The following is a 26633-nucleotide window of genomic DNA, read 5'->3' on the forward strand; positions in this document are numbered from 1 at the left end:
TTAATAATTTTAAAATTATACTATTTTGCAACAATAACCTTTTTATAATTAATTACTTTCCCTACATTGTTTATATAAACATTTTTTTTAGCCGCTAAAAAGCCATGTAATTTAACATTAGCAATTCCATTGTAGAAATCACCAGCCTCAGAAAACTTAGCCTCAATTACAATTTTACCACTTAAATCTACATATCCCCATTTTTTAGTTCCAAATTTTCCTACGTTAAATGCTGCAAGACCATCATGAAAGTCTTTTACCATATTAAATTTAGGCTGTATTACAATTTCACCATTTAAATTTATAAATCCCCATTTACCATTTATATTAACTCGTGCAACTCCATCATAGAAACTTCCTATATAATCATACTTTGGTTCTATAATAATTTTTCGCTTTGAACTATCCATATATCCATATTTACCCTTATCACTTATATATCTCATAAGATTAAGTTCCATATTAGTATCAAAATTCATATCGTTTGAATTGTCGTTTTCTGTTACCCTAGAAATAACTACCTCGCTATTTTGTGACTTATAATCTAAACTTATAGTTTTGTTAAAAGTAATAGCCTTTATTTTATCAATAGAAACCTTATCATCATCAACTAAAAAACTTATATATGTGTCATAAATTCCTCCTCCTCTATACAATTCCTTAGCATCATTTCTCGGCACATTAATTGAAAATGAACATAACTGTGCTGTAAATCGTACAGCCCACTTTTTCCATATAACATCTGCCAGAAATATTTCTTTTTCAAAATCGTATTTACTAGGATTCAATCTTATTTTTCCTGCACTAATTAGTGAAATGTTTTTAATATTTTCATTAAATTTATCTTCATCATGAAAATCAAATTTATTAACACAAATTGAATAAATGGGCATAAAATTGTCATCTGCCATTATAAATAAACTCCCCATATCAATGCTTATAATTTTATCCATTAGCATAAGTTTACCATATAAAACATATTCCCTATCTTTTTCACATATCTCTTTTACATGTAAATTATCAATGATTGAAAATAATCCGTATACTTTAGGCACATTTATTTCCTTTATTATATTCCAATCATTGTTTAATATAATTGAAGATGTTTTTATATCGTAATTATCCTTGCTAAATTTAATTTTACCAAGAGGAATAGGTTTTATATTAGTTATCCTGTTTTTGAACTCATCACAACTTTCAAATGCTTGTCTATATAAATTTACACAATATATTTTATAATTCTCTCCATTAATGCCTATATTTAAACTTTCATTATCAATATATACTTTCTCACCTATAGAAACAAATTTACAGTACACATCATATTTGTCATTAAAATCAATGTTACCATTTAAAGTACTGCTACTTATCATACAAAAAAAATATTGACTTTTCATTTTTTCTACTGAATCAATGCCATACCACTCAATTTTAACATAGCAAAAACCGTATTCACTGTCATAACTTTCCTCCTCAAGCGCAGCTTTTCCTATATTCACAGACTTTATACTCTTTATGCGTTTTTCATAATCATCATATTTTTCAAAAGCATCTCTTTTGAGCGATTCCTGAAGTTTACTAAGCTCGATTTTACTATCCATCATTCTCTCATCCCCCATTTTAAATAAATACTACAGTGAATATCTTATTCGTCTTTATATACTATTATTAAAATTCCTTTTTTATACATTTGTGAATTAACATCGATGAAGTAACATTAAAAAAATTCTATAAAGCTAAGGTAAAAAAATCATAAAATCCTAAGAGTTTTAATAACTCGCAAAGCTTGCGAAATTTAAATAATTGATTTAATTTAATATCTATATTATTTGATCTTTAAATAAGTTAATATATTATTTTTCGCAGAGAATCGGAGAAAAATTTACCTTACTTTTATTCTAAGCGGAGTAATAGTATTTTGGAAACGATTTAAATAAAATTCAATAAGACTTGCTTCAAATTATAAAAAGACTTAGAAATTTTAATTTGTCTGAGTTTTTTTTCAGCGAGTTATTAAAATTCCTTAGTCTTTTTATAATTTGAGGCTTAGTCTTATGATTTTTATTTAATGTTTCAAAATACTATTATTTCGCAATTTTTTTATATTTAATGCATATAAAAATTTTTATGGGGCATTATAAATATTGTCGAAGGATTTAAAGTTGTTGAGCGAAGAGTAATGAGGGTCTTATTAACACACGGGCTCAAAATTATTCGACCAAAGATGTATATAGGATCACAATCGTCTTTAACTCTGACCGCGCGGTTCTATGTATGTCGGAGGAAGGCTGTTATAAGTTTGTATACAGCTTTTTATAGGATAAACTATGAAAGGTTATATATGTATTTACAATAGTCGAGCGAAGATTTATTGGTTTGTTTATTTAGGTCATGTTAATTGAGATATTGGCATGGTTCTTATAAATATATTAATAAATCGAATGAAAACTTATGTATGTAACAAAATGCTCATGTAACAAAATAGAAGGTTTACTTGGGTACGCAGCTATGTATGTAGGTCATAATTAAGATGGCTTTAGGTTCTTTTAGACATGAAAGCTGTCCTGAAATTGTAACCAATACTTACATTTAAAGGACAGCTTTCTAAATTATTTTTCAAAAATACTCATAGCAATAGCTACAATAATTATCGCAACTGTTGCTATATAAAATAGCATTCCTATCTTAGTTCCAGCATTTACAGTCCATCCTATTCCAAATCTCTTTTCAATAAAAATAGAAGGATCATTTTTATTATAATATATTGTATTTCCAAGCTTCCAATATTTGTCATCATCTCTTACATTGGTCTCAAAATTTTTATCACTTGGCTTCTCCTTAAGCCTGCTTCCTCCTTGACCAACCTTTATAGCTATAATTATAGAAACTATTCCTATTCCAAATGAAATTGCAAGAACAAAAATAGTTATAAATACAGTATTTACTTTAACTATCTGCATAACTTGAAAATCTTCAATCATAAATATAATTTGCATTACAAATGTAACTAATACCGTGTACATTATCCATATGTTTCTACATTTTATATTTTTATTTTTAGATTCTTCTGGATTTTTAGCATCTATTTCACGTTTGCTCCAAACTATCATTTTATACGAAATAAACATAATTACAGTTAAAACAACTTGTTGTATTGGAACAGAAAAAATTGACATATAAGACTTATATGTGTATCCATTAGGTTTTCCATTCATAGCCCAGTGTGTTGGGTAAACCTTGGGAAGGCTTGGATACTGTTTAATATTGATAATTATACATACAATAATGAAAATAATCGATATAGCAAACCATTTAGAACCTGAAATTATTTTTTCACCATTCAATTTACTAAACGAAGTATCAATTACAACAATCTGCTTTTTTGTCTTAAGCCATCCTTTTTCTCGTTTAAGTTCTGCCATCTTTCTATTATAAAAATAGTAAATAATAAAATCTATAAAAATAAACACAAATATACTTGCTGTATAAACAAATGTATACATGAATTTATATACTAAATATGAAAGTATGATAGCAGTGGGTACTCCAATAATAAAATTGGCTCTTACATAACTTTTGCCAATAGCTTTAACCTCAGAGCTTTTCCTTTCATCTTGTGGAATTCTAATACCTAAATATATATCTTTTCTAGATACGTATAATGACACTACCTGACATGCAATAAGAATTATCATAAATATGAAAGAAAATAAGCTTAACATCAACTCATCCTGCATAAAAATCACCTCAACTTATACATTGTACTTATCGTAAATTTTACTACACAAATACAAAAATTTTTCTCTATCAATACCCCTACATTTGCAATCAGCAATAATATATTCAAGCGTATCTTGCAATTTTTCTCTAAATTCTTCAGTATCTTGAGGCATATTTTCATTTATTACAGCCCCAATTCTTCTATCTATATTAAGGTATCCTTCTTGTTTTAATATATTATATACTTTATTAACCGTATGAAGATTTATTCCTATATCCTCTGCCATTTGTCTAACTGAAGGAAGACTCTCTCCCTTACTTATTTCACCACTGGCTAAACCTTTAACTAATTGGTTTTTTAATTGCTCATATATCGGCGTATCTGAATCAAAATCTATTTTTATTAACAAAAAATCACCTTCTTCATAGATTGATTTATTATACTTATAATATAACAAATGGAATTTTTTAAATCAACATTTTTTTTAAATTGTCAATATTTACTTCAACATTAATTAATCTCTTATGCTGCTACATTATTTTAATACATATTTTTTTATTATACAATATACATACAAAAAGCACTTAAATTTTGAACATTCTTATATTTATCCTAAAAAGCTAGACAATTTTCATAATATTTTAACTTTTTTAAATATTATTCTAATATGTGAACCAATTAAAACGATATAATTAATACAATAATAAAACACAGAGGTGAGAGTGTATGAAACTTACAAAAAAAATTCCTTTAGTAATAATAAGCATTACTATAATTTCAACAATTATAACCTGCGCAATCATGTATTATGAAACAAACAATGTTATGCTAAAACAAGTTAATTCAGAAATGTATTTATCTGAAAAAGGCTCTAATGACACTATAAGTAGCATGATAGAAAAGGAAAAATCAGAAATACAGAAACTTGCTCAAAGTAAAAATGTTGTTGAATTAGCTTTAAAAAGACAAACTCAAAATAATAGTGAGGATTACAATAATTCAACTAATGAAATGAATAATACTTTGATTCAATATGTAAAAGAACACAATTATATAGAACATACCTTTATAGTTGATACAAATTCAACAATTTATTCAGACAGTTCCCAAAAACTTATTGGCAAAAGCATAGCCGATAGAAGTTATTGCAAAGAAGCACTTAACGGAAATGATGCTATAAGTGAAACTCTTATTTCAAAAGACACAGGCGCACAAACCATAGTATTTGCAAGTCCAATTAAGTATAACGGTAGTGTAATCGGTTTTGTAGGTTCTACTGTACGTGCTGAAAGTTTTTCAAAGTACATAAAAAGTACTAAACTTCAAAATTTAGCTTCAAGTTATATTTATTTAGTTGACGAAAAAGGTAATGTTATCTATCATCCTACAAAATCCAAAATAGGCAAACCAGTAGAAAATGATGCAATAAAAAACGTAATTAATAGAATTAAAAAAGGTGATTATATACCTGCTTCTTCTATAGAATATACTTTTAATGGTGCTAAAAAACTATCTTATTATGGTGAAATTCCAAGTACACATTGGGTACTAGTAGTATCTGTTGACAAACATGATGTAACTTCTTTTATAGGCAACATGATTTTAAAAATAGTGCTAATATCACTATTATTAACTATCATAGCCATTATAATAGGTACTATACTATCAAAAACCATTACTACACCTATACTCAAACTAAAAGAACTTGTAAATAAAACTGCTTCTTTAGACTTTAAACAGGATTCAAAATATGATTATTTATTACATTTAAATAATGAAGTTGGAGATATAGCATTGTCCGTAGGCTCTATGAGATCTGCTTTAAGAGACGTTGTTAATCTCCTCAGTGAATCTTCCTCCGACTTAAATAATAATGCTGATTTAGTGAAAAAGTTAACTAGCAAACTCAGAAGTTTTTCAGAAGAAACAAGTAGTGAAACAGAAACTCTTTCTGCCGGCATGGAAGAAACAGCTGCATCTACTGAAGAGGTATCAGCTTCCTCGAATGAAATCACAAAAGCGGTAAATTCCATGTCTTTAAAAGCTCAAAACGGTTCACATGAAGCAGATAAAGTAGCAGATAGAGCTCATAATCTAATGACTTCCTTCAGTAAATCCAGTATTGAAACAAAAGAGGTTTACAAAAAAGTTAAAGATGAGCTTGAGGAGTCAATAAAATCTTCATCGTCTGTATATGAAATAAATAATTTAACTAAGTCAATACTTGAAATTACTGAACAAACAAATTTACTTTCTTTAAATGCTTCTATAGAAGCGGCAAGAGCAGGTGAAGCCGGAAAGGGCTTTGCCGTTGTAGCAGATGAAGTTGGTAAACTTGCAGAACAATCTTCTGAAACCACTAAAGAAATACAGAAAATTGTAAATATAGTTATAACTTCAGTGAAAAGTTTGACCCTAAATTCAAAAAAAATATTGGATTTTATAGATAAGGATGTTCTACCTAACTATGAAAGTTTTATGGACACCGCTAAACAATATGATATTGATGCTAAAACTATGGGCGACATTATGATGGATTTTAGTGCCATTTCGGAAGAATTAAATGCATCTATTACAGGAATTTCTACTGCAATTAATAATGTAGCAAAAACCTCAAGTGATGGTGCTTACGGTTTATCCAATATTGCAGAAAAAAATTCTAATATGCTTGAAAGTTTTAAGGAAATTTCTCAATCTGCCGAGCAAAATGAAGTTAATGCTCAAAAATTACAAGAAATAATTAACAAGTTTAATTTATAAAAAACTAAAGGTATTTTCCCATTAAAACTTGGGAAAATACCTTTAACTATAAAAGTTTATTTTACATTTCTAAAAAATATCTATGAAATTCTAAATTATCTGTAAGTTCAGGATGAAATGCCGTTACAAGAACATTTCTATACCTAGCTGCAACTATATTATTCTGTACCCTGCACAAACACTTTACCTTATCTCCAATATAAATTATAAAAGGAGCTCTTACAAATACAAGTGGTATCTTTTGTGGTGACACTTCCGGAATTAAAGCTTCTGAGGTAAAACTATCAATTTGACTCCCATAAGCATTTCTTCTAACAGTTATATCTATGGCACCAATATAATTAACTTCGCTATTTTCTATACGTTTTGCAAGAATTATCATACCCGCACAAGTACCCCATACAGGCATTCCCTCATTAATTTTTTTTCTTAAAGGTTCAATCATATTTGTCTTTATTAGAAACTTACCTATAGTTGTGCTCTCACCGCCTGGAATTATAAGTCTATCAATCTCATCTAAATCAGAAGCTTTCTTAACCATTATTACTTCTTGCTTAAGCTTTTTTATGTGATTTACATGCTCTATTACTCCACCCTGAAAAGCAAGTACTCCAACTTTCATGCTATAAACCTCTTTCTGCATATCTGTCTTTTATCTCACTTATTTCAAGACCAAGCATCGACTCTCCAAGATCTTCTGATACCTCTGCAAGAACTTTTACATCATCATAATAAGTTGTAGCCATAACAATTGCTTTAGCTCGTTTTTCAGGATTTTGAGATTTAAATATACCAGAACCTACAAATACTCCTTCTGCTCCAAGCTGCATCATAAGAGCTGCATCAGCTGGAGTCGCAACACCACCTGCTGCAAAATTAACTACAGGTAATTTTCCATTAACCCAAACATACTTAACTAATTCATATGGAGCCTGTATTTCCTTAGCCATACTCATTAGCTCTTCTTTAGGTGAATTCTTAACCCTTCTAATTTGACCCATAACAGTTCTCATATGTCTTACAGCTTCAATAATATTTCCAGTACCTGCTTCTCCCTTTGTCCTAATCATGGAAGCACCTTCTCCAATTCTCCTAAGTGCCTCTCCCAAATTTCTTGCTCCACACACAAAAGGAACTTTAAAATCTTTTTTATTTATATGACATGAATCATTTGCTGGAGTTAAAACTTCACTTTCATCTATGAAATCTATTCCTATTTGCTGAAGTATCTGAGCCTCTACAAAATGTCCTATCCTAACCTTTGCCATAACAGGTATTGATACAGCCTCTTTTATTTCCTTTATCATCTTAGGATCAGACATTCTTGCAACTCCACCTTGTTTTCTTATATCAGCTGGAACCCTTTCAAGCGCCATAACTGCACATGCTCCCGCCTTTTCAGCAATTATAGCCTGCTCCTTATTTACAACATCCATTATTACCCCGCCCTTTAACATTTGAGCAAGATTTTTATTTATATTAACCCTATCCATACTAATTCTCCTTTTAAAAAATCTTTGTTTTAAAATATAAAATTATATCTGAGATCTCATAATATATTTTTATAATAATCTAACTATAGCAATTTGAAAAGTGTATGGATACATTAATATATGTTTTGACTTATTTTTCTATATTTTTAACTAAATTTGCCATTTCAATTGCAGTTACTGCCGCATCAAATCCCTTATTACCAGATTTAGTCCCAGCTCTCTCAACTGCTTGCTCAATATTATCTGTTGTGAGTATTCCGAATATTACAGGGCATCCAGTTTTAAGTGAAGTCTGTGCTATTCCCTTTGATACTTCAGAAGCTACATAATCAAAATGAGGGGTTGCTCCCCTTATAACTGCACCAACACAAATTACAGCATTATATTTACCTGAAGAAGCCATTTTTTCTGCTATTAAAGGTATTTCAAAAGCTCCAGGCGTCCATGCTACTTCTATATCTTCTTCCTGGCTTCCATGCCTTTTAAGCGCATCTATAGCACCAGATAGTAATTTTGATACTATAAATTCATTAAACCTACTTGCTATAATCGCAAATTTTAAATTTTCACTTACTAATTTACCTTCATATATTTTCATAATAATTTATTCTCCTTTTAATAATTATAATTTCATTACCCCAAAAATCACTTAAATCAAGTGTCCCATTTTTTCCTTTTTAGTTCTTAAATAAAATTCATTTTCCCTGTAATGTTCGGTATTAATTGGAACCCTCTTCACTACGTCAATTCCATACTTTTGTAACTTCTCTATTTTATCAGGATTATTTGTCATGAGTTTTATTCTTTTTACACCCAAATCCTTGAGTATTTCCGCAGCTCCCCAATAATCTCTTAAATCAGGTGGAAATCCAAGCTCAAGATTTGCTTCAACAGTATCCATCCCTTTCTCTTGAAGCTCATAAGCCTTTAACTTGTTTAAAAGCCCAATATCTCTACCTTCTTGATCCATATACAAAAGCACACCACTACCATGCTTCTCTATTGCCTTAAGCGCAGCAGAAAGTTGATTTCCGCAGTCACATCTAAGTGAACCAAATACATCACCCGTAAGGCATTTAGAATGCACTCTAACAAGTACCTCTTTTTCATTTTGAATATTTCCCTTAACTATTGCTAAATTTTCTTTACCATTTATCTTATTTCTATAACCAACAACTTTAAAGCATCCATACTTAGTTGGAAGCTTTGCCTCCGCTTCTTTTGTCAATAAAAATTCATTTTTTGTTCTATATTCGGCTAACTTTTCTATGCTTATTATTTTTATATTTTTTTCCTTTGCAAATTCAATAAGCTCCGGTAATCTCGCCATGTGACCGTCTTCCTTCATAATTTCGCAGCACACACCAACTGGAGGATTAAAACCAGCTAATCTCACCATATCAACAGTAGCCTCTGTATGCCCATTTCTTTCTAAAACACCATTTTCTTTGGCTCTTAACGGAAATGTATGACCTGGTCTTACAAAATCATTTACATTAGAATTTTTATCTGAAAGCTTTTTTATAGTCTCTGCTCTCTCATAAGCCGAAATTCCTGTGGTTGTACTTGCTGCATCTACAGAAACACCAAAAGCTGTCCCAAAATATTCTGTATTCTTCTCCACCATTTGATTTATTTTAAGTCTGTCCATAGTTTTGCCATCCATAGGGGTACATATAAGCCCACCAGCATATTTTGCCATATAATTTATTGTCTCACCAGTTATAGTTTCACCTGCTGCTATTAAATCGCCTTCATTTTCTCTGTTTTCGTCATCAACCACAATAACCATTTTCCCATCTCTAATATCCTTAACTGCTTCTTCTATGCTATCAAATTTCATATAAATCTCCTCCTCAGATAGTTCACAATTGAGCTATTAGGTTATACCTTGTGAACTCTTTTACTCACATAAAACCATTTTCTCTTAAAAATACGTCTGTAATCTGGTTACCATTATTAATAGTCTCTATATTCATAAAATTCCGAATATATTTCGCTAAAATATCACACTCTATATTTAAAATATCCCCTTCTCGTCTTTCAGTTAGCGTAGTTTTTTCTTGCGTATGTGGAATTAGATAAAATTTAAAATAATTTTCTTTTACTTCACCCAATGTAAGGCTTACCCCATCCACGGCAACAGATCCTTTATAAACAAGATTATTTATAATTTCCTTGTCTGCTTTTACGATGTATTCAATGGCTATGCTGTCCTCTTTTATACTCTGTATAATACCTGTGCCATCTATGTGTCCACTCACTATATGTCCAGCAAATCTATCTCCTAATGCCAAAGCTCTTTCAAGATTCACCTTACTTCCAGCAGTTAAATTTCTTAAGTTAGTTACTTTAAAGGTTTCTGGCATAACATCAAACTCACCATGTTCACAAGATACAACAGTAAGACAAACACCATTTATAGCTATGCTGTCTCCCAATTTAACTTTATCTATTATTTTAGGTGCTTTTATAGATAATCTTATTGAATCGCTGTGCTTTTTTACAGTCCTAATTTCACCGATTTCCTCTATAAGTCCCGTAAACATTAAATCATCCCTTCTCTACATATCCTGTTAAAAGAATATCCTGTCCTATTTTTTCAGAATTCATATTATTTACTTTAACAGCATCACTTAAACTTTTTATTCCTTCACCTTCAATTGAAGTTTTAGCCTTTTCTCCTCCAACTAATTTAGGCGCCACAAAATACATTACTTTATCCACAATATTTTCTTTAATACATGAAAAATTAAGCTTACTTCCCCCTTCAAGCAAAATGCTATCTATGCCCATTTTCCCAATCTCATTCATAAGATACTTTAAATTTACATGTCCACATTTACTTGGAATTTCAATTACTAAAATGCCCATCTTTTTTAATTCTGCCATTTTAGCTTTATCTGAATATTCAGTAGTTGCAATTATAATTTTTCTTTCACTTAATGTGGTAAAGATCCTAGAATTTAGTGGAACCTTAAGCTTTGAATCCAGAATTATGGCTATAGGGCTCTTTGATTTTTTGTTTTCAATTCTAGTTGTAAGTAGTGGATCATCAGAAATAACTGTACCTATGCCAACCATTATTGCCATAAAATTATTTCTTAACTTATGCACATATTGTCTTGAAACTTCCCCACTTATCCACTTAGATTCACCTAAAGTTGTTGCTATTTTACCATCTAAAGATACAGCACTTTTCATAAGTACAAAAGGTCTTTTAGTTGTTATATATTTTATAAAAACTTCATTTAATTTTTCTGCTTCATCTTTCATAACATCTAAAACAACTTCTATGCCATTTTCCCTTAATATTTTTATTCCTCTTCCACTAACTATTGGATTTGGATCTTTCATTGCAATTATTACTTTTTTTAATCCTGCTTTAACTAAAGTCCGCGCGCATGGTGGAGTTTTGCCAAAATGAGAACATGGTTCTAAAGTAACATAAATTTCTGCCCCTCTGGCATTTTCACCAGCTGAATTTAAAGCATTTATCTCAGCATGATTTTCCCCAAACCTTTCATGAAAGCCTTCTCCAATTATCTTGCCATTTTTAACTATAACTGCACCAACCTTTGGATTTGGATTCACATATCCACTTCCCTTTTCTGCAAGGTATAATGCTCTTTTCATAAACTTTTCGTTCAATCTGCCCACTCCCCTAAATTCACTAATAATTGCCGGCAAAACAAAAAATCTCCAAAGAAATTCTTCAGAGATTTATAAACAAAAATACACGTACTGCAGTACGTCATTCCTTCTTTCATCCAGACTTTAACTGTCGGCCCCGGAATTTAACCGGATCTGCCAAAAGGCTCGCGGGCTTTACCGCCGATTGGGAATTTCACCCATCCCTGAAGGATGTTCCATATTCGATTGCATTCAGTATACCCCATTTGATTTTTTATGTCAATACCAGACAAATATGCTATAATTCATAATATATAAATAATTCAAATTAATAGTATTTTGAAACATTAAATAAAAATCATAAGACTAAGCTCCAAATTATAAAAAAACTAAGTAATTTTAATAACTCGCTGAAAAAAGCTCAAACAATTAAAATTTCTAAGTCCTTTTATAATTTGAAGCAAGTCTTATTGAATTTTATTTAAATTGTTTCCAAAATACTATTAATTCGCTTAAAATAAAAGCAAGGATAATGGGTCTTTGACCCAAACCCCAGTTATGATAAGATTTATAGAATTTTTTTAATGTTACAAATCAATGTTAATTCGCAATATTTATAATATACGAAGTTAATTTATTAGGAGGTTTTTCACTTTGGAAAACGCATATTCGCCTTTAAATATAGAAAAAATCAAGCAGAACTTAAAAACAAAATATATTGGAAAAAATTTAATATTTTTAGAAAGTATAGATTCCACAAACTTAGAAGCTAAAAGACTTATTAACAAGGATATAGAAAACGGAACACTTATAATAGCCGAAGAACAGACTTTAGGAAAATGCAGATTTTCAGACAGGAAATGGCGTTCACCAAAGTATAAAGGACTGTGGATGTCTTTAATATTAAAACCACATATAGAGCCAAATTTACTCCCTTTAATAACCCAATTGGCTGCCGCTTCAATTACATATTCTTTTAACACTCAAAACGATATAAAAGCTTTTATTAAATGGCCAAATGATATAATTTTAAATAACAAAAAACTAGTTGGAATCTTAACTGAATTATCCTTAGATTCATTTAATGAACCGAATATAATTCTAGGTATAGGTATAAATGTAAGCCAAAATTTTGATGACTTCTCAAAAGAAATCTCAAATAAAGCAACTTCTCTTGCTATAGAATTAAATAAACCTGTATCCAGAGAAATTGTATTGACATACTTTTTAAATGATTTTGAAAGATTCTATGATAATTTTATGCATACAAAAGATTCTCAAAACTTTCTAAAAATATGCAAAAAAAATTCAATTCTTATAGGTAAGGATATTGAAATAACTAGAAAAAATAAAACTATATCAGCTAAGGCTGTAGATATTAACAATTCTGGTGAATTAGTTATTATGTTTAAAGATGGTCATACTGAAAATTTAATATCTGGAGAAGTAACTTTAAATAAATTTTACTAAATCAATTAAAAGCTTATAAAATTGAATTATAAATATGAATTTAGGCATTTCAAAGAAAACAGCAAGCCCATATTGCGAACATTTAACTGCGCAACGGACTTGCTATTTTTAAGATTCTTTAACTTATGTATAACTATATTAAAGATTAAGTTTATACATGTTTTAATTTTCAAATAGATGTAATTTAATTACATAACATTAAGAGAAATATTTATTTCAAAAGGCATATCGTTGACAAACATTTCAATGCATAGAACTTTACCATAACTTGCACTAGCTGTAAAATCGCCATACATTAACGCCGGTGTAGATATATCTATATTTACATCTTCATCTGCAAAATTTGTAGCAGCATTGGCTGTAAGCATATTAGTAAGCTCTGAAACTGCACTTTGGGCCATCTCATCAAGTTCTGTAACTTCCATTCCCATCATCATTGTAGATGCAATTTTCTTTGCAGCATCAATAGTTGTTGAATACATTACATTTCCTTTAATGTCTCCTACAATTCCTATTATAATCATGACACCAGAACTATTAATTGAATTACCCTTAACTGTCACTTTACCCCTTTTAATATCAGCCAATCCAAGCTGAGGCATTACATTCATAAATGACTTTAAAAAAGGATTTATATATTTGACATCCATTCTACTGCCCCCTTACTAAACCCAATACTCATATTTATTTCCATGCATTCAGTATTAACCGTCAAAAATTTTATTGTATCAAGTTTATTCTTAGATATATTAATAGATTCACCATAAATTATTGTTGGAGGTGCTACCCTCATTCCAAATACCCTATTTTCTCTATTAAGCATAGAACATGCATTACCTGCAATTATATTTGAAAATTCTCCAAGAACATTGAGGCTTTCCTGGAAATTTTTGCAATCCCTTTTCAATAATAATTTAGCAAATTTATTGGCATTTTCATATGATACATTAATAATTAATCTGCCAGTATATTTACCTATAATTCCCATAACCACTGAAATTCCGTTTTCTAAATGTCCCATTTTACTGCCATCATTTTCTTCAAAACTTGGTACTTCTTTTATAAATTTATTAAAAGCATATGAAAATGCTTGCTTAAATATATCATAATATTCATTTTTAAGTTCTATAAATAGCTCATCCCCTGATAATACTCTCTTTACAGCAAGTATTAAATCTGCTTCTTCAACAGGCTTCTGAACATAAGCACTTATATTATTTTTTTTAGCCTTTTTCATGATTTCGTCATCCATCATAGAACTTACAGCTATAACCTTTATATTAGGATCAACTTCATGTACCGCTTTAGTACACTCAAATCCATCACTATCCGACAAAACCATATCCATAGTTACTAAATTTGGTTTTAGCTTTTCTACAACTTCCTTAACTTCCTCAAGTGAACCTGCGCTGCCTACAACATTGAACCCATTTTTTATAAGAATGTCTGTTATAATTGAAACTGAAAATGGCGAATCGTCTACAATTACTATTCTTGTATTTTCCATAACAAAGTCCCCCTAAAATTAATAGCCTATTCAATTAATTGTATTCTATTTATAACCTTTTTTCAAGATTTTAAGTTATATTTCTATACTGGGAAAGCCTTCTATATTAGCCATTACAACATTTTTAAAAATTTTTTTCATATAATACTTTAAAAATGTAATACCAATAATTAACATAACTTAAGGTCTCATGACACATAAACATTGTTATCTCATCTTACAGGATCATATTTTTTATAGTATCACCTTAATATTTCGTAATAATTTAACTTTTCTTGAGTTATTTCTTTAAAATACAAGTACACTCCATAGTCTTTTTATATGTTGTCCCAAAACTTACAGATAAAAAATAGTTTTTTTCAAAGAAATCTTTTCCTAATATTATTATATTAAACAACTGCTTATTATAGAACAAATAATTATTAATAAAATTTCTGATGCATACATAAGCTTTATAACTTGTAATATATGCTCTGCTTTAAGTTCATGCTTTTTATCTCCCATTGTAGGTTTTTCAACAATTTCTCCAAAGTATACATTGGTACCACCAAGTACTGTTCCAAGCGCTGCCGCAGCTGCCGCCTCTGGGTAAGCACAATTTGGACTTTTATGATTTTTTCTATCCCTTATCATTATTTTAAAACTATAAAATATATTGCCCTGAGTAATTGGAGAAACCAGGCAAATTAAAATTCCAGTTATTCTGGCAGGTATAAAATTGAAAACATCATCAGTCTTCGCAGGAAAAAAACCAATATATCTATATTTGCTATTCATATATCCAAGCATAGAATCCATAGTATTTACCGCTTTATACATCATAGCTAATGGAGCACCTCCTATAATTGCAAATAGAAGTGGTGCTATAACCCCATCTGAAGTATTTTCAGCTATAGTTTCTACATCCGCCCTTATAATTTCCTTTTCCGAAAGATTTTTCGTCTCTCTTCCAACTATGTATGAAAGTTTAGTTCTCGCATCTTTAATATCATTATTATTGAGCGATACATAAACTTTTTTCCCCTCATTGTGAAGGCACCTTGCTGCAATGGTTGTCCATATTATTAAAATACTAACTACATGATACAAAATTTTCCTAGATTTTATTAATTTCAATATCTCATACGGAATGAGAAAGCTTATACCTGCTACAATTACTACAATAAGTCCTCCCCATAAAACAAGTTTTCTTTCATCCTTAAAAATTTTCCTTCCGGCTTTATCTAAACTTTTAATTAACTTACCAATGTATATTACGGGATGAGGAAACCAATATGGATCTCCAATAACCCAATCAATTATTACTGCAATTAGTATATCAATCATCTGTAAACTCCTAACTTAATTAATAGTACATAACATATTATTCTTAAAATAAGTATATAAAATTAATCATCTATTCTCAAGCACAAAATACTGCGAAGTAAGCTAAACAAAAGAAATTAAGAATGATGGTAACTTTTTCTCCGTTCTACTACGAAAAACTTTTAAACTTATAACTGCTTCCGTTTCCCCAGTGGAAATGTTCTTTTCTAAGTTAGTAGATTTTCCAAAGCAAAGCGTGGGAAAATCCTCCTTCATTCTTAATTCTTAATTTTCCTTAAGCTTGTTCCAATTATTTATTGCAGTAACTATATTTAAAGTTCAAATAAGTCTACGCCCAAAATTCCGTAGGCACGGAGGAATTTTTTTCCTTGTACTACTGTAAAAGTGAAGTAACAGTGCTTTGTAACAATTTAAAAAAATTCTAATAAATCTTGGTGAAAAAATTGTAAAATACTTAGAGTTTTGAATCTGTCTGAACGCTAGTGAGTTATTCAAAATTCTTAGTATTTTATCATTTTTTCACCTTAGATTTATAGAATTTTTTTAATGTTACAAAGCACTGTTACTTCACTTCACATATTTTTTTGTTTTCATCACATAAAATTCTATATTCTTTTCCATCAATGACTGTCTTAAGAGTAACCTTACCTCTCCATAAGTCAACCATATATTTCAGTGTTTCTTCTGCATACTGCATATTAAGTTCACGTCCATCATAAGTTTGCTCCAATACTAAATTATTATCTTTTCTATCTAAATCTATTACCTTTATTTCAGGTATGCCATTCATACCACAACTGCCACATATAGCGTTTCGTATCTCTTTCCAACCATCTTCATCTGATACATTGTCTATTATATATTCACCATGTTTTCTCGAAAACTCAAATAGGTTCAATTCTTCACAGAGTTCTCTTGTAAGATACTTTCTTATAAATGATTCATCTCTTTCAATTTCTCTAACCTCAAAAAGCTTATCACGTCCGTATTTTTTCTCTATATCCTTTAATATTTTAAATCCAAGATAATAAGGATTTAGTGAACCAAGAAGAGGTGCTAAAACATCATTATGCCTTTTTAAAAATTCTAAGTGAAGTCCCTGTGGAAGATTTAAATCATTAAGTATTGTATAATGACAATAACTCGCCCATCCTTCATTCATTATTTTTGTTTCAATTTGTGGAATAAAATATGCCGTTTCATATCTCACAATTTCTATTACATTCTTTTCCCACTCATCAAAATTTCCATACAGCTCCATAAAATATAAGATATCCTCTTCAGGCTCTAAAGGTATCTTATTCAAATTGGGCTGTTTTCTCTCTTCATACGGTTCAATTACACTTTTAGGTTTATAACTTCTATTAAAATCCTCAATAACCTTTTTCCTTATTTCATTCTGTGAGAGTTTCTTTTCTCCTGGAACTCTCGAAGTTTGATATCTTACTGCGTGAGCTGCATCTAAAAGGCTTTCAACTCTTTTACCACCAATAGAGGGATTATCTATATAGCTTCTTATAGTATCCGCATGATTCTTAAACATCTGAACAGTTTCTCCAGCGTCTGTACCCTCTTTAAAGAGTCTATTATTCTTAAAGAAATCATTATGACCGTACACATGAGCCATAGTAAGAATTTGAAGTAAAAGAGTATTCTCTTTCATTAAATAAGCTATACACGGATCGGAATTTATGACCATTTCATATGGAAGACCAACAAGATCATAACCATAAAGTGTTTTTTGTTTTTCATAAGCTTTTCCGAAACTCCAATGTGGATATCTTGAAGGCATTCCAGTGTATGCCTCAGCTGCCAGCATGTCATTATAACCTATAATCTCAAATTCCTGCTCATAATAATTTAAACCTAATTCTTTGACTTTCTTTTCAATTTTTTCATTCCAAGTTTCAAGTTCCTTTAATGTATAATCCCCAATATCTATCACCCCTTTAATTCTTTTATGAGCATTTTTTTAAGTACAGGCCATAAATCTTCTTTGTCTTTTATCGTTGAAGATATAAAATTCTTATTTTTGATATTCGAATCAAATTTGTATTTCATCGTGCCAGAATATGTGTATGGCAAAATTTCAGCATAACCAACCATATTTGAAATTTCACAAAGCTTTTCCATGGATTTTATTGCCCTGTCATCATCTTCGGTAAAATTATCTCCATCACTCACATAAAACCCATAAATATTCCATAAAGCTGTATTAAATCTTTCTTTTATTATATCCATCGCTTTATTTATTCCACTTGATATATATGTTCCTCCAGATTCAACTTTATGGAAGAATTCTGTTTCAGTTACTTCACGTCCAACTGTTGAATGGGATACAAAAGCTATCTCAACATTAACATATTTCATCCTTATAAACCTAGATAGTATAAAAAAGAAAGACCTCGCAAGATATTTCTTAGTACTGTCCATAGAACCCGAGCAATCCATTATGCACAGTATTGCTGCATTGCATTCCTTTCTAGGTTTTTCTTTTATCCTATGATACCTTAAATCCTCATCCCTAAATGGAAATCTATCTATTTTTTCACCGCTGTCAGTTTCCTTTATAGCTCTTTTCCTTCCCTGCTCTCTTTTTATTTTTTCTATAACCGTTCTCTTCTTCGCAAGTCTTGGTCTTATGCCATACTTCTGATATCCTGCCCTTTTCTTAGAACTATCCGTTACTATTTCAGAATATTTTTTCTTATCTAAGTTTGGCAAATTTAAATCTTCAAAGAGGTAACTAAAAACTTCATCAATGGTTATTTCAGTTTCATATATATCCTCACCTTCACCATTTCCAGCTCCTTTGCTGCCACCCTGTCCATTCATTCTTTCTTTTCCTATCACTTGACCCTTTTTTTCATTTCCAGTTCCGCTTCCAACATAAGAATCATTATTACCGTATAGGAACTTATATTCTTTAAGACCTCTAATTGGTATCTTGATTTTTTTGTTCTTTGTTTGACCAATTATACTTTCTTCAGATACTATATCTGCCAGGTTATCTTTAATTGCTTTTTCAACTAACTCTCTGTGTCTTCTTCTGTCTCCTATAGTTCTGTCATGTTCCGTAGGCGTAATACTATAATCTCTAAAAATCGCCATACAATCAATCCTTCCACAAATTGTTTGCGGCATATTTTAAGACTACATCACAGCAATAATCACAATATCCATTTTTCTTCATTTCTTCTACCATGGTGTTATATTTTTCATCCTGTTCCTTATCTCTTACCCTTGATTTTGTTATTATTCTAGACAAATCTTTAACTGAAGATGTAAGTTTCTTTTCTATGGCTTCTTTAAGTGGCTCATATGCATCATATGTTATTTTTCCGCCATTTCTAACTACATAAAACATATATGATGTTACATCTGTTCTAAAGCCCTTAGCAGAGCTTTCAGATATTCCTATTTGTTCTTCAATAGATCTCATAAATTTCTCATCTGGATTCAGCTCTTCCCCTGTAGATTTATCTTTAAGTCTCGTTTTATTTACAAAAGCCTCTGCATTATCAAGGTAATTATTAAATAAAGTCTCTGCTTGTTCCCTGTAGCTGTGGATAAAGGCTTTTGTTATCTCTTTTTCCAAAACCTTATTATATTCTTTCCTTATTATATTTTGGACAAAGCCAAGATACTTTTTCTTTTCATCTTCTGCTATATCAAGATCCTTTACCGACTTTATAATGTTCTCCATAATACTCAATGGATTTATACAGTTATACTGAGAGTTTGAAAGAGCATTATCTATGGCCTTAACTATAAATCTTGTCGATATTCCCTTCATGCCTTCCATAATGCCTGCTTCTTCCCTGAGTTCATTTATATCAACTTTTTTAGTAGTACCATTTTCTACAATATCCTCACCATTATATATTTTAAGTTTTGTTATTAAATCAACCTTAGACGATGGTTTAAGTCTTGATAATATGGCAAACATAGCTGCAACACTTAAACTATGCGGTGCTATATGAGCTGTAAAATTGCTTTTTCTTAATATCTTTTCATATATTTTTTTCTCTTCGCTTAATTCCAGGCAATACGGCACTTCAATTTTTACAATTCTATCAAGTATAGCTTCATTAGTATGGTCTGATTTGAATTTATTCCACTCAGCCTCATTTGAATGTGCTATTATTAAGCCATCAAAATATATCATAGCGCCTTTCCCAGGTGATGGTATAGATTTTTCCTGTGTTGCTGTAATTATAGTATGAAGGTATTCTACATCATTCTTGAATACTTCTATAAACTCTACAAGACCTCTGTTTCCAACATTAAATGCCCCATTAAGTGAAAAAATTCTAGGATCATCTTCAGGATACAAATCCATCTTTGATATATCAATTGAGCCTGTTAAAATTGATGTATCCTGATTGTTAGGATCTACAGGAGGCACTACACCAATACCTTTTCTTGATCTTATAGAAAATCCACTGGTTACCACAGGAAATTTTTCATATTCCCCATTATAATCATGCATAAGCCTATACCTACAAACAGGACATAAATCTCCCTCTATTTCCACTCCAAGCATTTTCTCAAATTCTCCTCTTAAATGTTTTGGAATAAGATGAAGTGGCTCTTCTCTCATAGGGCAACCTTTTAAGTAATACACTGGTTCTGCCTCTTCCAGTGCTTTTTTTATAGATTCTACAAGCGATGATTTACCTGCACCTACAGGTCCTACAAGATATAATACCTGCCTTGCCTCTTCCCCCTTCATCGATGCTGCATTAAAGTAATTCATGAGTTTCATGATAACTTTGTCTATACCAAAGAAATCATTTTTAAAGAAATTATATTTTTTTATCTGTTCATTACCATAAATTTTTCTTATCCTTGGATTTTCCTCAGGTTTTAGCACTTGTGATCCTTTAGCATTTATCATATCATATATTCTTTTATGGGCTAATTTAACAATTTCAGGATTTTTCTTAACTATATCAAGATATTCGATAAATGTACCTTCAAATTTCGCTTTTCTTGAGCTAACTCTATCATTCTTTATGATTTCTTTAAAATCCATAAATGCACCTCCCATCATTTTTATAAGTTTTATATTCTAGTAATAATTTCCAAGTATTAAATGGATTATATATAATTAAATATATGTATTTATTATTGTAAAATTACTCTATTGACATTTTTTAATATAACTAATATAATAAAATCAATTTAACATAGAGTCTTATCAAGAGTGGTGGAGGGACTGGCCCTTTGAAACCCGGCAACCAGTATTTAATTATACGCGGTGCTAATTCCTGCAGCGATATGCTGATAGATGAGAATAATCACGAATATCACGCCCGGGATTATTTCCAGGGCTTTTTTATTTTATCCTAATTCTAAGGGGGCTAACTTATGAATTCAATACTAAAGGATTTACTTAATAAAAAAATTCTAGTATTAGATGGTGCTATGGGAACCTGCATTCAATCTTTTAACCTAGAGGAAAATGATTTTGAAGGCAAATTATCCTGTGCCTGTCATTCAAATCAAAAAGGAAATAACGATATACTAAATTTAACTAAGCCTGAAATAATAAAAGAAATACATAAAAAATATTTAGAAGCAGGCGCTGACATAATAGAAACAAACACCTTTAACGCAAATGAAATTTCTCAAAAAGATTATCATATGGAAAATAAAATATATGAAATTAATTTTAATGGTGCAAAGCTTGCCCGCGAGGCAGCAGATTATTATACAAATTTAACTCCTGATAAACCAAGATTTGTAGCTGGCTCTATTGGACCAACAAATAGAACTGCTTCTATGTCACCTGATGTAGAAAATCCCGGCTTTAGAAACACAAGCTTTGATGATTTATTAGCTGCCTATGAACATCAAATTGAAGGTCTAGTTGACGGCGGAGTAGATATTTTATTAATAGAAACCATATTCGATGCACTAAACGCACGAGCAGCAATTTTTGCCGCAGAAACTATATTTGAAAAAAAGAACAAACAACTTCCAATTATAATATCTGGAACTATAGCAGACAAAAGTGGAAGAATTTTATCCGGTCAAACTCTTGATGCCTTTGCAGAAACTATGAAGGGCGACAATATAATAGCCATAGGTCTTAACTGTTCTTTTGGGGCAAAGGAACTTGTACCTTTTATAAAACAGCTTTCTGAAACTGAGGATAGATATATATCTTTTTACCCAAATGCCGGTCTTCCAAATTCACTTGGAGAATATGAGGAGCTTCCAGAAGAAACTGCCTCTCTCGTAAAGAAATTGGCACTTGAAGGATGCATTAACATAGTTGGAGGTTGCTGCGGTACTACTCCAGAACATATAAAAGCTATAAGTAAAGCTGTTAAGGGTATCGCTCCAAGAAAAATCCCTACAATAAAACCAGAAACAATTTATGCTGGACTTGAAACCATAAAAATAAACAAAGAAAGTAATTTTGTAAATGTTGGTGAAAGAACAAATGTTGCGGGCTCACGTAAGTTTGCAAGGCTTATACGCGAAAAGAATTATGAAGAAGCTCTTACAATTGCTAAACATCAAGTTGAAAATGGTGCTCAAATCATAGATGTTAATTTTGATGATGCCCTTTTAGACGCCAAAATAGAAATGGAAACATTTTTGCGCTTAATTGCCAGCGACCCTGAAATCTCAAAAGTTCCAGTAATGATAGATTCTTCTAACTTTGAAGTTTTAGAAACTGGTCTTAAATCCATTCAAGGAAAGGCAATTGTAAATTCTATAAGTCTTAAAGTTGGTGAAGACAAATTTTTAGAAGAGGCAAAAATAATTAAAAACTTTGGCGCTGGAGCTGTCGTAATGGCATTTGATGAGCGCGGTCAGGCTGAAACCTTTGAAAGGAAAATTGCAATCTGCAAAAGAGCTTATGATTTGCTAACTAAAAAGATAAACTTTCCACCACAAAACATTATTTTTGATCCAAATGTCTTAGCCATTGCAACAGGTATAGAAGAACATGACAATTACGCTGTAAATTATATAAAAGCCGTAAAATGGATAAAAGAAAATTTGCCTTATGCAAAAGTAAGCGGCGGAGTTAGTAATCTTTCCTTTTCTTTTAGAGGAAACAATGTAATAAGAAGAGCAATGCATTCAGTATTTTTGTATCATGCAATAAACGCTGGAATGGATATGGGTATAGTGAATCCTGGAATGATTGATCTTTATGATGACATAGATAAAGAACTTTTAGATAAAGTAGAAGCTGTAATATTAAACAAGAGCAGCAGCGCCTCAGAAGAACTTCTTGAATTTGCAGAAACCTATAAAAACTCAGAAAAGATTGAGAATAAAGCTCAAGATACCTGGAGAACTAAAAGCTGTAGTGAGAGACTTAATTATGCTCTAGTTAAAGGAAATATAGAGTATATAGCAGAAGACATAGAAGAGGCTAGAAAAGAATATAAAAGTGCCTTAAAAATTATAGAAATCCCATTAATGAACGGAATGAAAAAAGTTGGAGAGTTATTTGGCGAAGGAAAAATGTTTCTACCTCAAGTCGTTAAAAGTGCTAGAGTTATGAAAAAATCTGTTGAATGCTTACTTCCATATATAAATGCCGAAAAAGGCAATAGTAAAAGTGCTGGTAAGGTTGTATTTGCAACTGTAAAAGGCGACGTACACGATATAGGCAAAAACATAGTTTCTGTAGTACTTTCCTGCAATAATTTTGAGATTATAGATTTAGGAGTTATGGTACCATGCGAAACCATACTTGACACTGCCATAAAAGAAAAGGCAGATATAGTGGCTTTAAGTGGTTTAATAACTCCATCGCTAAATGAAATGAGTCATGTTGCAGAAGAAATGAAACGCCGTGGTTTAGATATTCCACTTATAGTTGGCGGCGCTGCAACCTCAAAAACTCATACAGCTTTAAAGATTGCTACTAAATATGACAAAGTAATTCACAGTACAGATGCTTCCAATGCTGTAACTGTAGCTAAAAATCTTGTAGGACCTAATAGCTCTAGCTATATAAAAAAATCAAATGAAGAATACGCTAAAATACGAGAGACCTTTTCTACTCACAAAGCTAAATTTATTTCTTTGGATAATGCACGAAAAAATAAATTTAATATTGAGTGGAATAAATCAGAAATAGCCATTCCAAATTTCACGGGTATTAAAAAACTTATTAATGTTCCTATAGCTGAACTTAGGAAATATATAGATTGGACTTTTTTCTTCACTGCCTGGGATATGGGAATGAATTATCCTAAAATATTGGATGATCCTAAATATGGCACTGAAGCAAAAAAACTTCTTAATGATGCAAACGCTATGCTGGATATTCTAGAGAAAGAGAATATAATATCATGCAGCGGAATTTTTGGTATATTCCCTACTAATTCAATTGGCGATGATATTGAAGTGTATAATAATGAACAAACTATAACTTTTAACACTTTACGCCAGCAGCAAATGCTTAAAGATAAAACTTGCAAATCCCTTTCAGATTATATAGCCCCAAAGGAAAGTGGCATAAAAGATTATATAGGCGGCTTTATCGTGACTGCTGGAATTAGTGCCAGAGAGTACTCTGAAAAGCTAAAACAAAATGGCGATGAATACGGTTCTGCAATGGTTAAAATATTATGTGATAGACTTGCTGAAGCTTTCTCTGAATTTCTTCATCTTAAGGTAAGAAAAGAATATTGGGGATATTCTAAAGATGAAAATTTATCCTTAGATAAACTATTTAAAGGAATATATCGAGGTATAAAACCTGCTTTCGGATATCCATGTTTACCTGATCACTCCGAAAAGACAAAATTATTTGACCTATTATGTAAAGATGAATCCATAGGAGTAAATCTAACGGAAAGCTTTATGATGGAGCCTGTTTCAAGCGTATGCGGATTATATTTTGCAAATGAAAATGCTAAGTACTTCAATATAAATAAAATAGACGAGGATCAACTTAAGGACTACACTGAACGAAGTGGTAAAAACATCGAAGAAATTAAAAAATTATTGAATACATTGATATAAGATTTATTAATTATTTTTAGGCTATATAAATTAGTAAGTAACCCAACTTATTAATATATAGCCTTTTTATTTTTTGCAAATAATTCTGCGACTTTATTTTAACCGTTATTTTACTATTATACATATTAGCTACATTACGATAATTAACTGTATAAAAATTAATAAAATTACAAATTGGGAGGATGTATTAATGAAAAACAAATTTAGATTTTCTTTGGTAGTATTTCTAATAGTTGTTCTAGGATGTTTTACTAGTATTTTTGCGGCAGCTAATAATGATGGTGCAGAGATAGGTACTGCTAATTTAGGTAATACTGTAGAGAATAGCGCCAAAGTTGGAAACACATTATATCACCCTGAAAAAGGATGGAAAAGATACGACGATACTGATACAAGGATGCTATCCAAAGGAGATTTTTATAATTGGGCAGATAAAGGTTATTATAATGGTTCAATCAAATATGGAAAAGGCACAGTATTAATTAAATTTTACGGTTCAAAATTTAGAATTATAATGCATTATTTTCCTGATAGAAGTAACAATAACTTTGTTTACGTTGATAATACTAAATTAGGACAATTTAATGAAATTGGAGATAGTGTTGTACAAGCTATTGGATTTGAAAAAACAGGTCTTAACGAAGGAATTCACATTTTAAGAATCGATTTAGGAAACAATTCAACACTTGATGCACTTGATATAGACGATACAGGATATTTAATCCAATTAGCAAAAGGTATAACCCTAAGTAAAACAACCGATGAATTATTAACAAATCAAAACGATACATTAACTACTACAGTTACTCCTGATAATACAGCAAACAAATCAATAGCTTGGACTTCAAGTGATGAATCAATTGCCACAGTCGATCAAACTGGAAAAATAACAGCACTCAAGGCAGGACAAGTTAATATAACAGCAACCACTCAAGATGGAAGTGATTTAAGTGCTTCATGTGTTGTAACTGTAAAAGAGCCAACTGCAATAAACTTAAATAAAACTACAGATTCTTTAACTGTAGGTGATACTGATACATTAACTGCAAAAGTTACTCCTGATGATATAGCAAGTAAAGGAGTAATCTGGTCTTCAAGTGATGAATCAACTGTAAAAGTAGTAAATGGAACCTTAACTGCTGTTAAAGCTGGAACTGTAACCGTAACCGCTACAACTGCTGATGGTAAAACTGCCACTTGTACGGTAACTGTAAAAGACCCAACTACAATAAGCTTAAATAAAACTACAGATTGTTTAACCGTAGGTGATACTGATACATTAACTGCAAAAGTTACTCCTGCTGATATAGCAAGTAAGGGCGTAACCTGGTCTTCAAGTGATGAATCAACTGTAAAAGTAGTAAATGGAACCTTAACTGCTGTTAAAGCTGGAACTGCAACCGTAACTGCTACAACTGCTGATGGTAAAACTGCTACTTGTACAGTGACTGTAGTAGACCAAGAATCTAGCAAAAATAAATTAACAGTATATATGAGAAATGAGGTTACCAGAGAATATTATTTAACTGAAAATGAAATTGATGATTTTATTAATTGGTACAATGCTAGAGCAAATAATCAGACAACCAAAGCATATTATATAATTAATGTACCGTCACAAGGGACATCTTCAGCAAAAAAAGATTATCTGCTTTTCGATAAAATATTGATATTTAGTGTAGAATAGTTAGTATTAAAACACTAGGTTTTATAGAAT

The 26633-nt window shown here is 30.8% G+C and carries 19 protein-coding genes and 2 riboswitches; of the genes, 4 read left to right on the forward strand and 15 right to left on the reverse strand.

Annotated features, from left to right (window positions below; translation table 11 throughout):
• Positions 1 to 20 precede the first annotated feature (20 nt).
• The 3 genes from BEE63_RS06740 to BEE63_RS06750 form a co-directional block, all read right to left on the reverse strand.
• Positions 21 to 1604 carry a WG repeat-containing protein gene (locus BEE63_RS06740; protein ID WP_066020654.1) on the reverse strand — a complete coding sequence of 528 codons (1584 nt, stop codon included), beginning with the start codon at positions 1602 to 1604 and terminating at the stop codon, positions 21 to 23.
• Between the two features lie 1005 nt (positions 1605 to 2609).
• Positions 2610 to 3737: a DUF1648 domain-containing protein gene (locus tag BEE63_RS06745; RefSeq protein WP_066020655.1), complete on the reverse strand. Its 1128-nt coding sequence runs from the start codon at positions 3735 to 3737 to the stop codon at positions 2610 to 2612.
• 15 nt (positions 3738 to 3752) lie between these two features.
• A complete protein-coding gene (locus BEE63_RS06750) occupies positions 3753 to 4130 on the reverse strand; it encodes a GntR family transcriptional regulator (protein WP_066020656.1) in 378 nt (125 codons plus the stop codon).
• 317 nt (positions 4131 to 4447) lie between these two features.
• Here BEE63_RS06750 and BEE63_RS06755 point away from each other — a divergent pair, with 317 nt between their 5' ends.
• Positions 4448 to 6481, forward strand: coding sequence for a methyl-accepting chemotaxis protein (locus BEE63_RS06755; RefSeq protein WP_066020657.1), 2034 nt, complete (start codon positions 4448 to 4450; stop codon positions 6479 to 6481).
• 61 nt (positions 6482 to 6542) lie between these two features.
• On the opposite strand, the gene pdxT is transcribed toward BEE63_RS06755, so the two are convergent.
• The 6 genes from pdxT to ribD form a co-directional block, all read right to left on the reverse strand.
• Positions 6543 to 7103: a pyridoxal 5'-phosphate synthase glutaminase subunit PdxT gene (pdxT, locus tag BEE63_RS06760; protein ID WP_066020658.1), complete on the reverse strand. Its 561-nt coding sequence runs from the start codon at positions 7101 to 7103 to the stop codon at positions 6543 to 6545.
• A 1-nt stretch (position 7104) separates the two neighbouring features.
• Positions 7105 to 7980: a pyridoxal 5'-phosphate synthase lyase subunit PdxS gene (gene pdxS, locus BEE63_RS06765; RefSeq protein WP_175400884.1), complete on the reverse strand. Its 876-nt coding sequence runs from the start codon at positions 7978 to 7980 to the stop codon at positions 7105 to 7107.
• Positions 7981 to 8104: 124 nt separating this feature from the next.
• Positions 8105 to 8572 carry a 6,7-dimethyl-8-ribityllumazine synthase gene (gene ribH, locus BEE63_RS06770; protein WP_066020660.1) on the reverse strand — a complete coding sequence of 156 codons (468 nt, stop codon included), beginning with the start codon at positions 8570 to 8572 and terminating at the stop codon, positions 8105 to 8107.
• A gap of 51 nt (positions 8573 to 8623) precedes the next feature.
• The gene (locus tag BEE63_RS06775) at positions 8624 to 9823 is read right to left on the reverse strand and encodes a bifunctional 3,4-dihydroxy-2-butanone-4-phosphate synthase/GTP cyclohydrolase II (protein WP_100369874.1); all 1200 of its coding nucleotides are present in this window, start codon (positions 9821 to 9823) and stop codon (positions 8624 to 8626) included.
• Positions 9824 to 9881: 58 nt separating this feature from the next.
• The gene (locus BEE63_RS06780; RefSeq protein WP_066020662.1) at positions 9882 to 10523 is read right to left on the reverse strand and encodes a riboflavin synthase; all 642 of its coding nucleotides are present in this window, start codon (positions 10521 to 10523) and stop codon (positions 9882 to 9884) included.
• A 4-nt stretch (positions 10524 to 10527) separates the two neighbouring features.
• Entirely contained in the window at positions 10528 to 11610 is a 1083-nt protein-coding gene (gene ribD, locus BEE63_RS06785) for a bifunctional diaminohydroxyphosphoribosylaminopyrimidine deaminase/5-amino-6-(5-phosphoribosylamino)uracil reductase RibD (protein ID WP_066023185.1), read from the reverse strand.
• 118 nt (positions 11611 to 11728) lie between these two features.
• Positions 11729 to 11843, reverse strand: a riboswitch (FMN riboswitch).
• Between the two features lie 418 nt (positions 11844 to 12261).
• Between ribD and BEE63_RS06790 the strand changes: the two genes are divergently transcribed.
• Positions 12262 to 13077 carry a biotin--[acetyl-CoA-carboxylase] ligase gene (locus BEE63_RS06790; RefSeq protein ID WP_066020663.1) on the forward strand — a complete coding sequence of 272 codons (816 nt, stop codon included), beginning with the start codon at positions 12262 to 12264 and terminating at the stop codon, positions 13075 to 13077.
• Positions 13078 to 13265: 188 nt separating this feature from the next.
• Here BEE63_RS06790 and BEE63_RS06795 read toward each other — a convergent pair whose 3' ends face one another.
• The 6 genes from BEE63_RS06795 to BEE63_RS06820 form a co-directional block, all read right to left on the reverse strand.
• Positions 13266 to 13727: a chemotaxis protein CheX gene (locus BEE63_RS06795; protein WP_066020664.1), complete on the reverse strand. Its 462-nt coding sequence runs from the start codon at positions 13725 to 13727 to the stop codon at positions 13266 to 13268.
• Positions 13709 to 14584: a response regulator gene (locus BEE63_RS06800; RefSeq protein ID WP_066020665.1), complete on the reverse strand. Its 876-nt coding sequence runs from the start codon at positions 14582 to 14584 to the stop codon at positions 13709 to 13711. The genes BEE63_RS06795 and BEE63_RS06800 overlap by 19 nt, the downstream gene beginning before the upstream one ends.
• A gap of 384 nt (positions 14585 to 14968) precedes the next feature.
• Positions 14969 to 15910 (reverse strand): adenosylcobinamide-phosphate synthase CbiB, encoded by a 942-nt coding sequence (cbiB, locus tag BEE63_RS06805; RefSeq protein WP_066020666.1) that lies wholly within the window; start codon positions 15908 to 15910, stop codon positions 14969 to 14971.
• 562 nt (positions 15911 to 16472) lie between these two features.
• Positions 16473 to 17855 (reverse strand): SpoVR family protein, encoded by a 1383-nt coding sequence (locus BEE63_RS06810; RefSeq protein WP_066020667.1) that lies wholly within the window; start codon positions 17853 to 17855, stop codon positions 16473 to 16475.
• Positions 17852 to 19021 (reverse strand): sporulation protein YhbH, encoded by a 1170-nt coding sequence (gene yhbH / locus BEE63_RS06815; protein ID WP_066020668.1) that lies wholly within the window; start codon positions 19019 to 19021, stop codon positions 17852 to 17854. The genes BEE63_RS06810 and yhbH overlap by 4 nt, the downstream gene beginning before the upstream one ends.
• A gap of 4 nt (positions 19022 to 19025) precedes the next feature.
• Positions 19026 to 20948: a PrkA family serine protein kinase gene (locus BEE63_RS06820; RefSeq protein WP_066020669.1), complete on the reverse strand. Its 1923-nt coding sequence runs from the start codon at positions 20946 to 20948 to the stop codon at positions 19026 to 19028.
• Positions 20949 to 21107: 159 nt separating this feature from the next.
• Positions 21108 to 21210: riboswitch (SAM riboswitch) on the forward strand.
• A 73-nt stretch (positions 21211 to 21283) separates the two neighbouring features.
• Between BEE63_RS06820 and metH the strand changes: the two genes are divergently transcribed.
• Positions 21284 to 24916: a methionine synthase gene (metH, locus tag BEE63_RS06825; RefSeq protein ID WP_066020670.1), complete on the forward strand. Its 3633-nt coding sequence runs from the start codon at positions 21284 to 21286 to the stop codon at positions 24914 to 24916.
• A 190-nt stretch (positions 24917 to 25106) separates the two neighbouring features.
• The gene (locus BEE63_RS06830; protein ID WP_066020671.1) at positions 25107 to 26603 is read left to right on the forward strand and encodes an Ig-like domain-containing protein; all 1497 of its coding nucleotides are present in this window, start codon (positions 25107 to 25109) and stop codon (positions 26601 to 26603) included.
• The last annotated feature ends 30 nt before the right edge of the window (positions 26604 to 26633 follow it).

The sequence above is a fragment of the Clostridium pasteurianum genome, assembly GCF_001705235.1.
Taxonomy (GTDB): Bacteria; Bacillota; Clostridia; order Clostridiales; family Clostridiaceae; genus Clostridium_S; species Clostridium_S pasteurianum_A.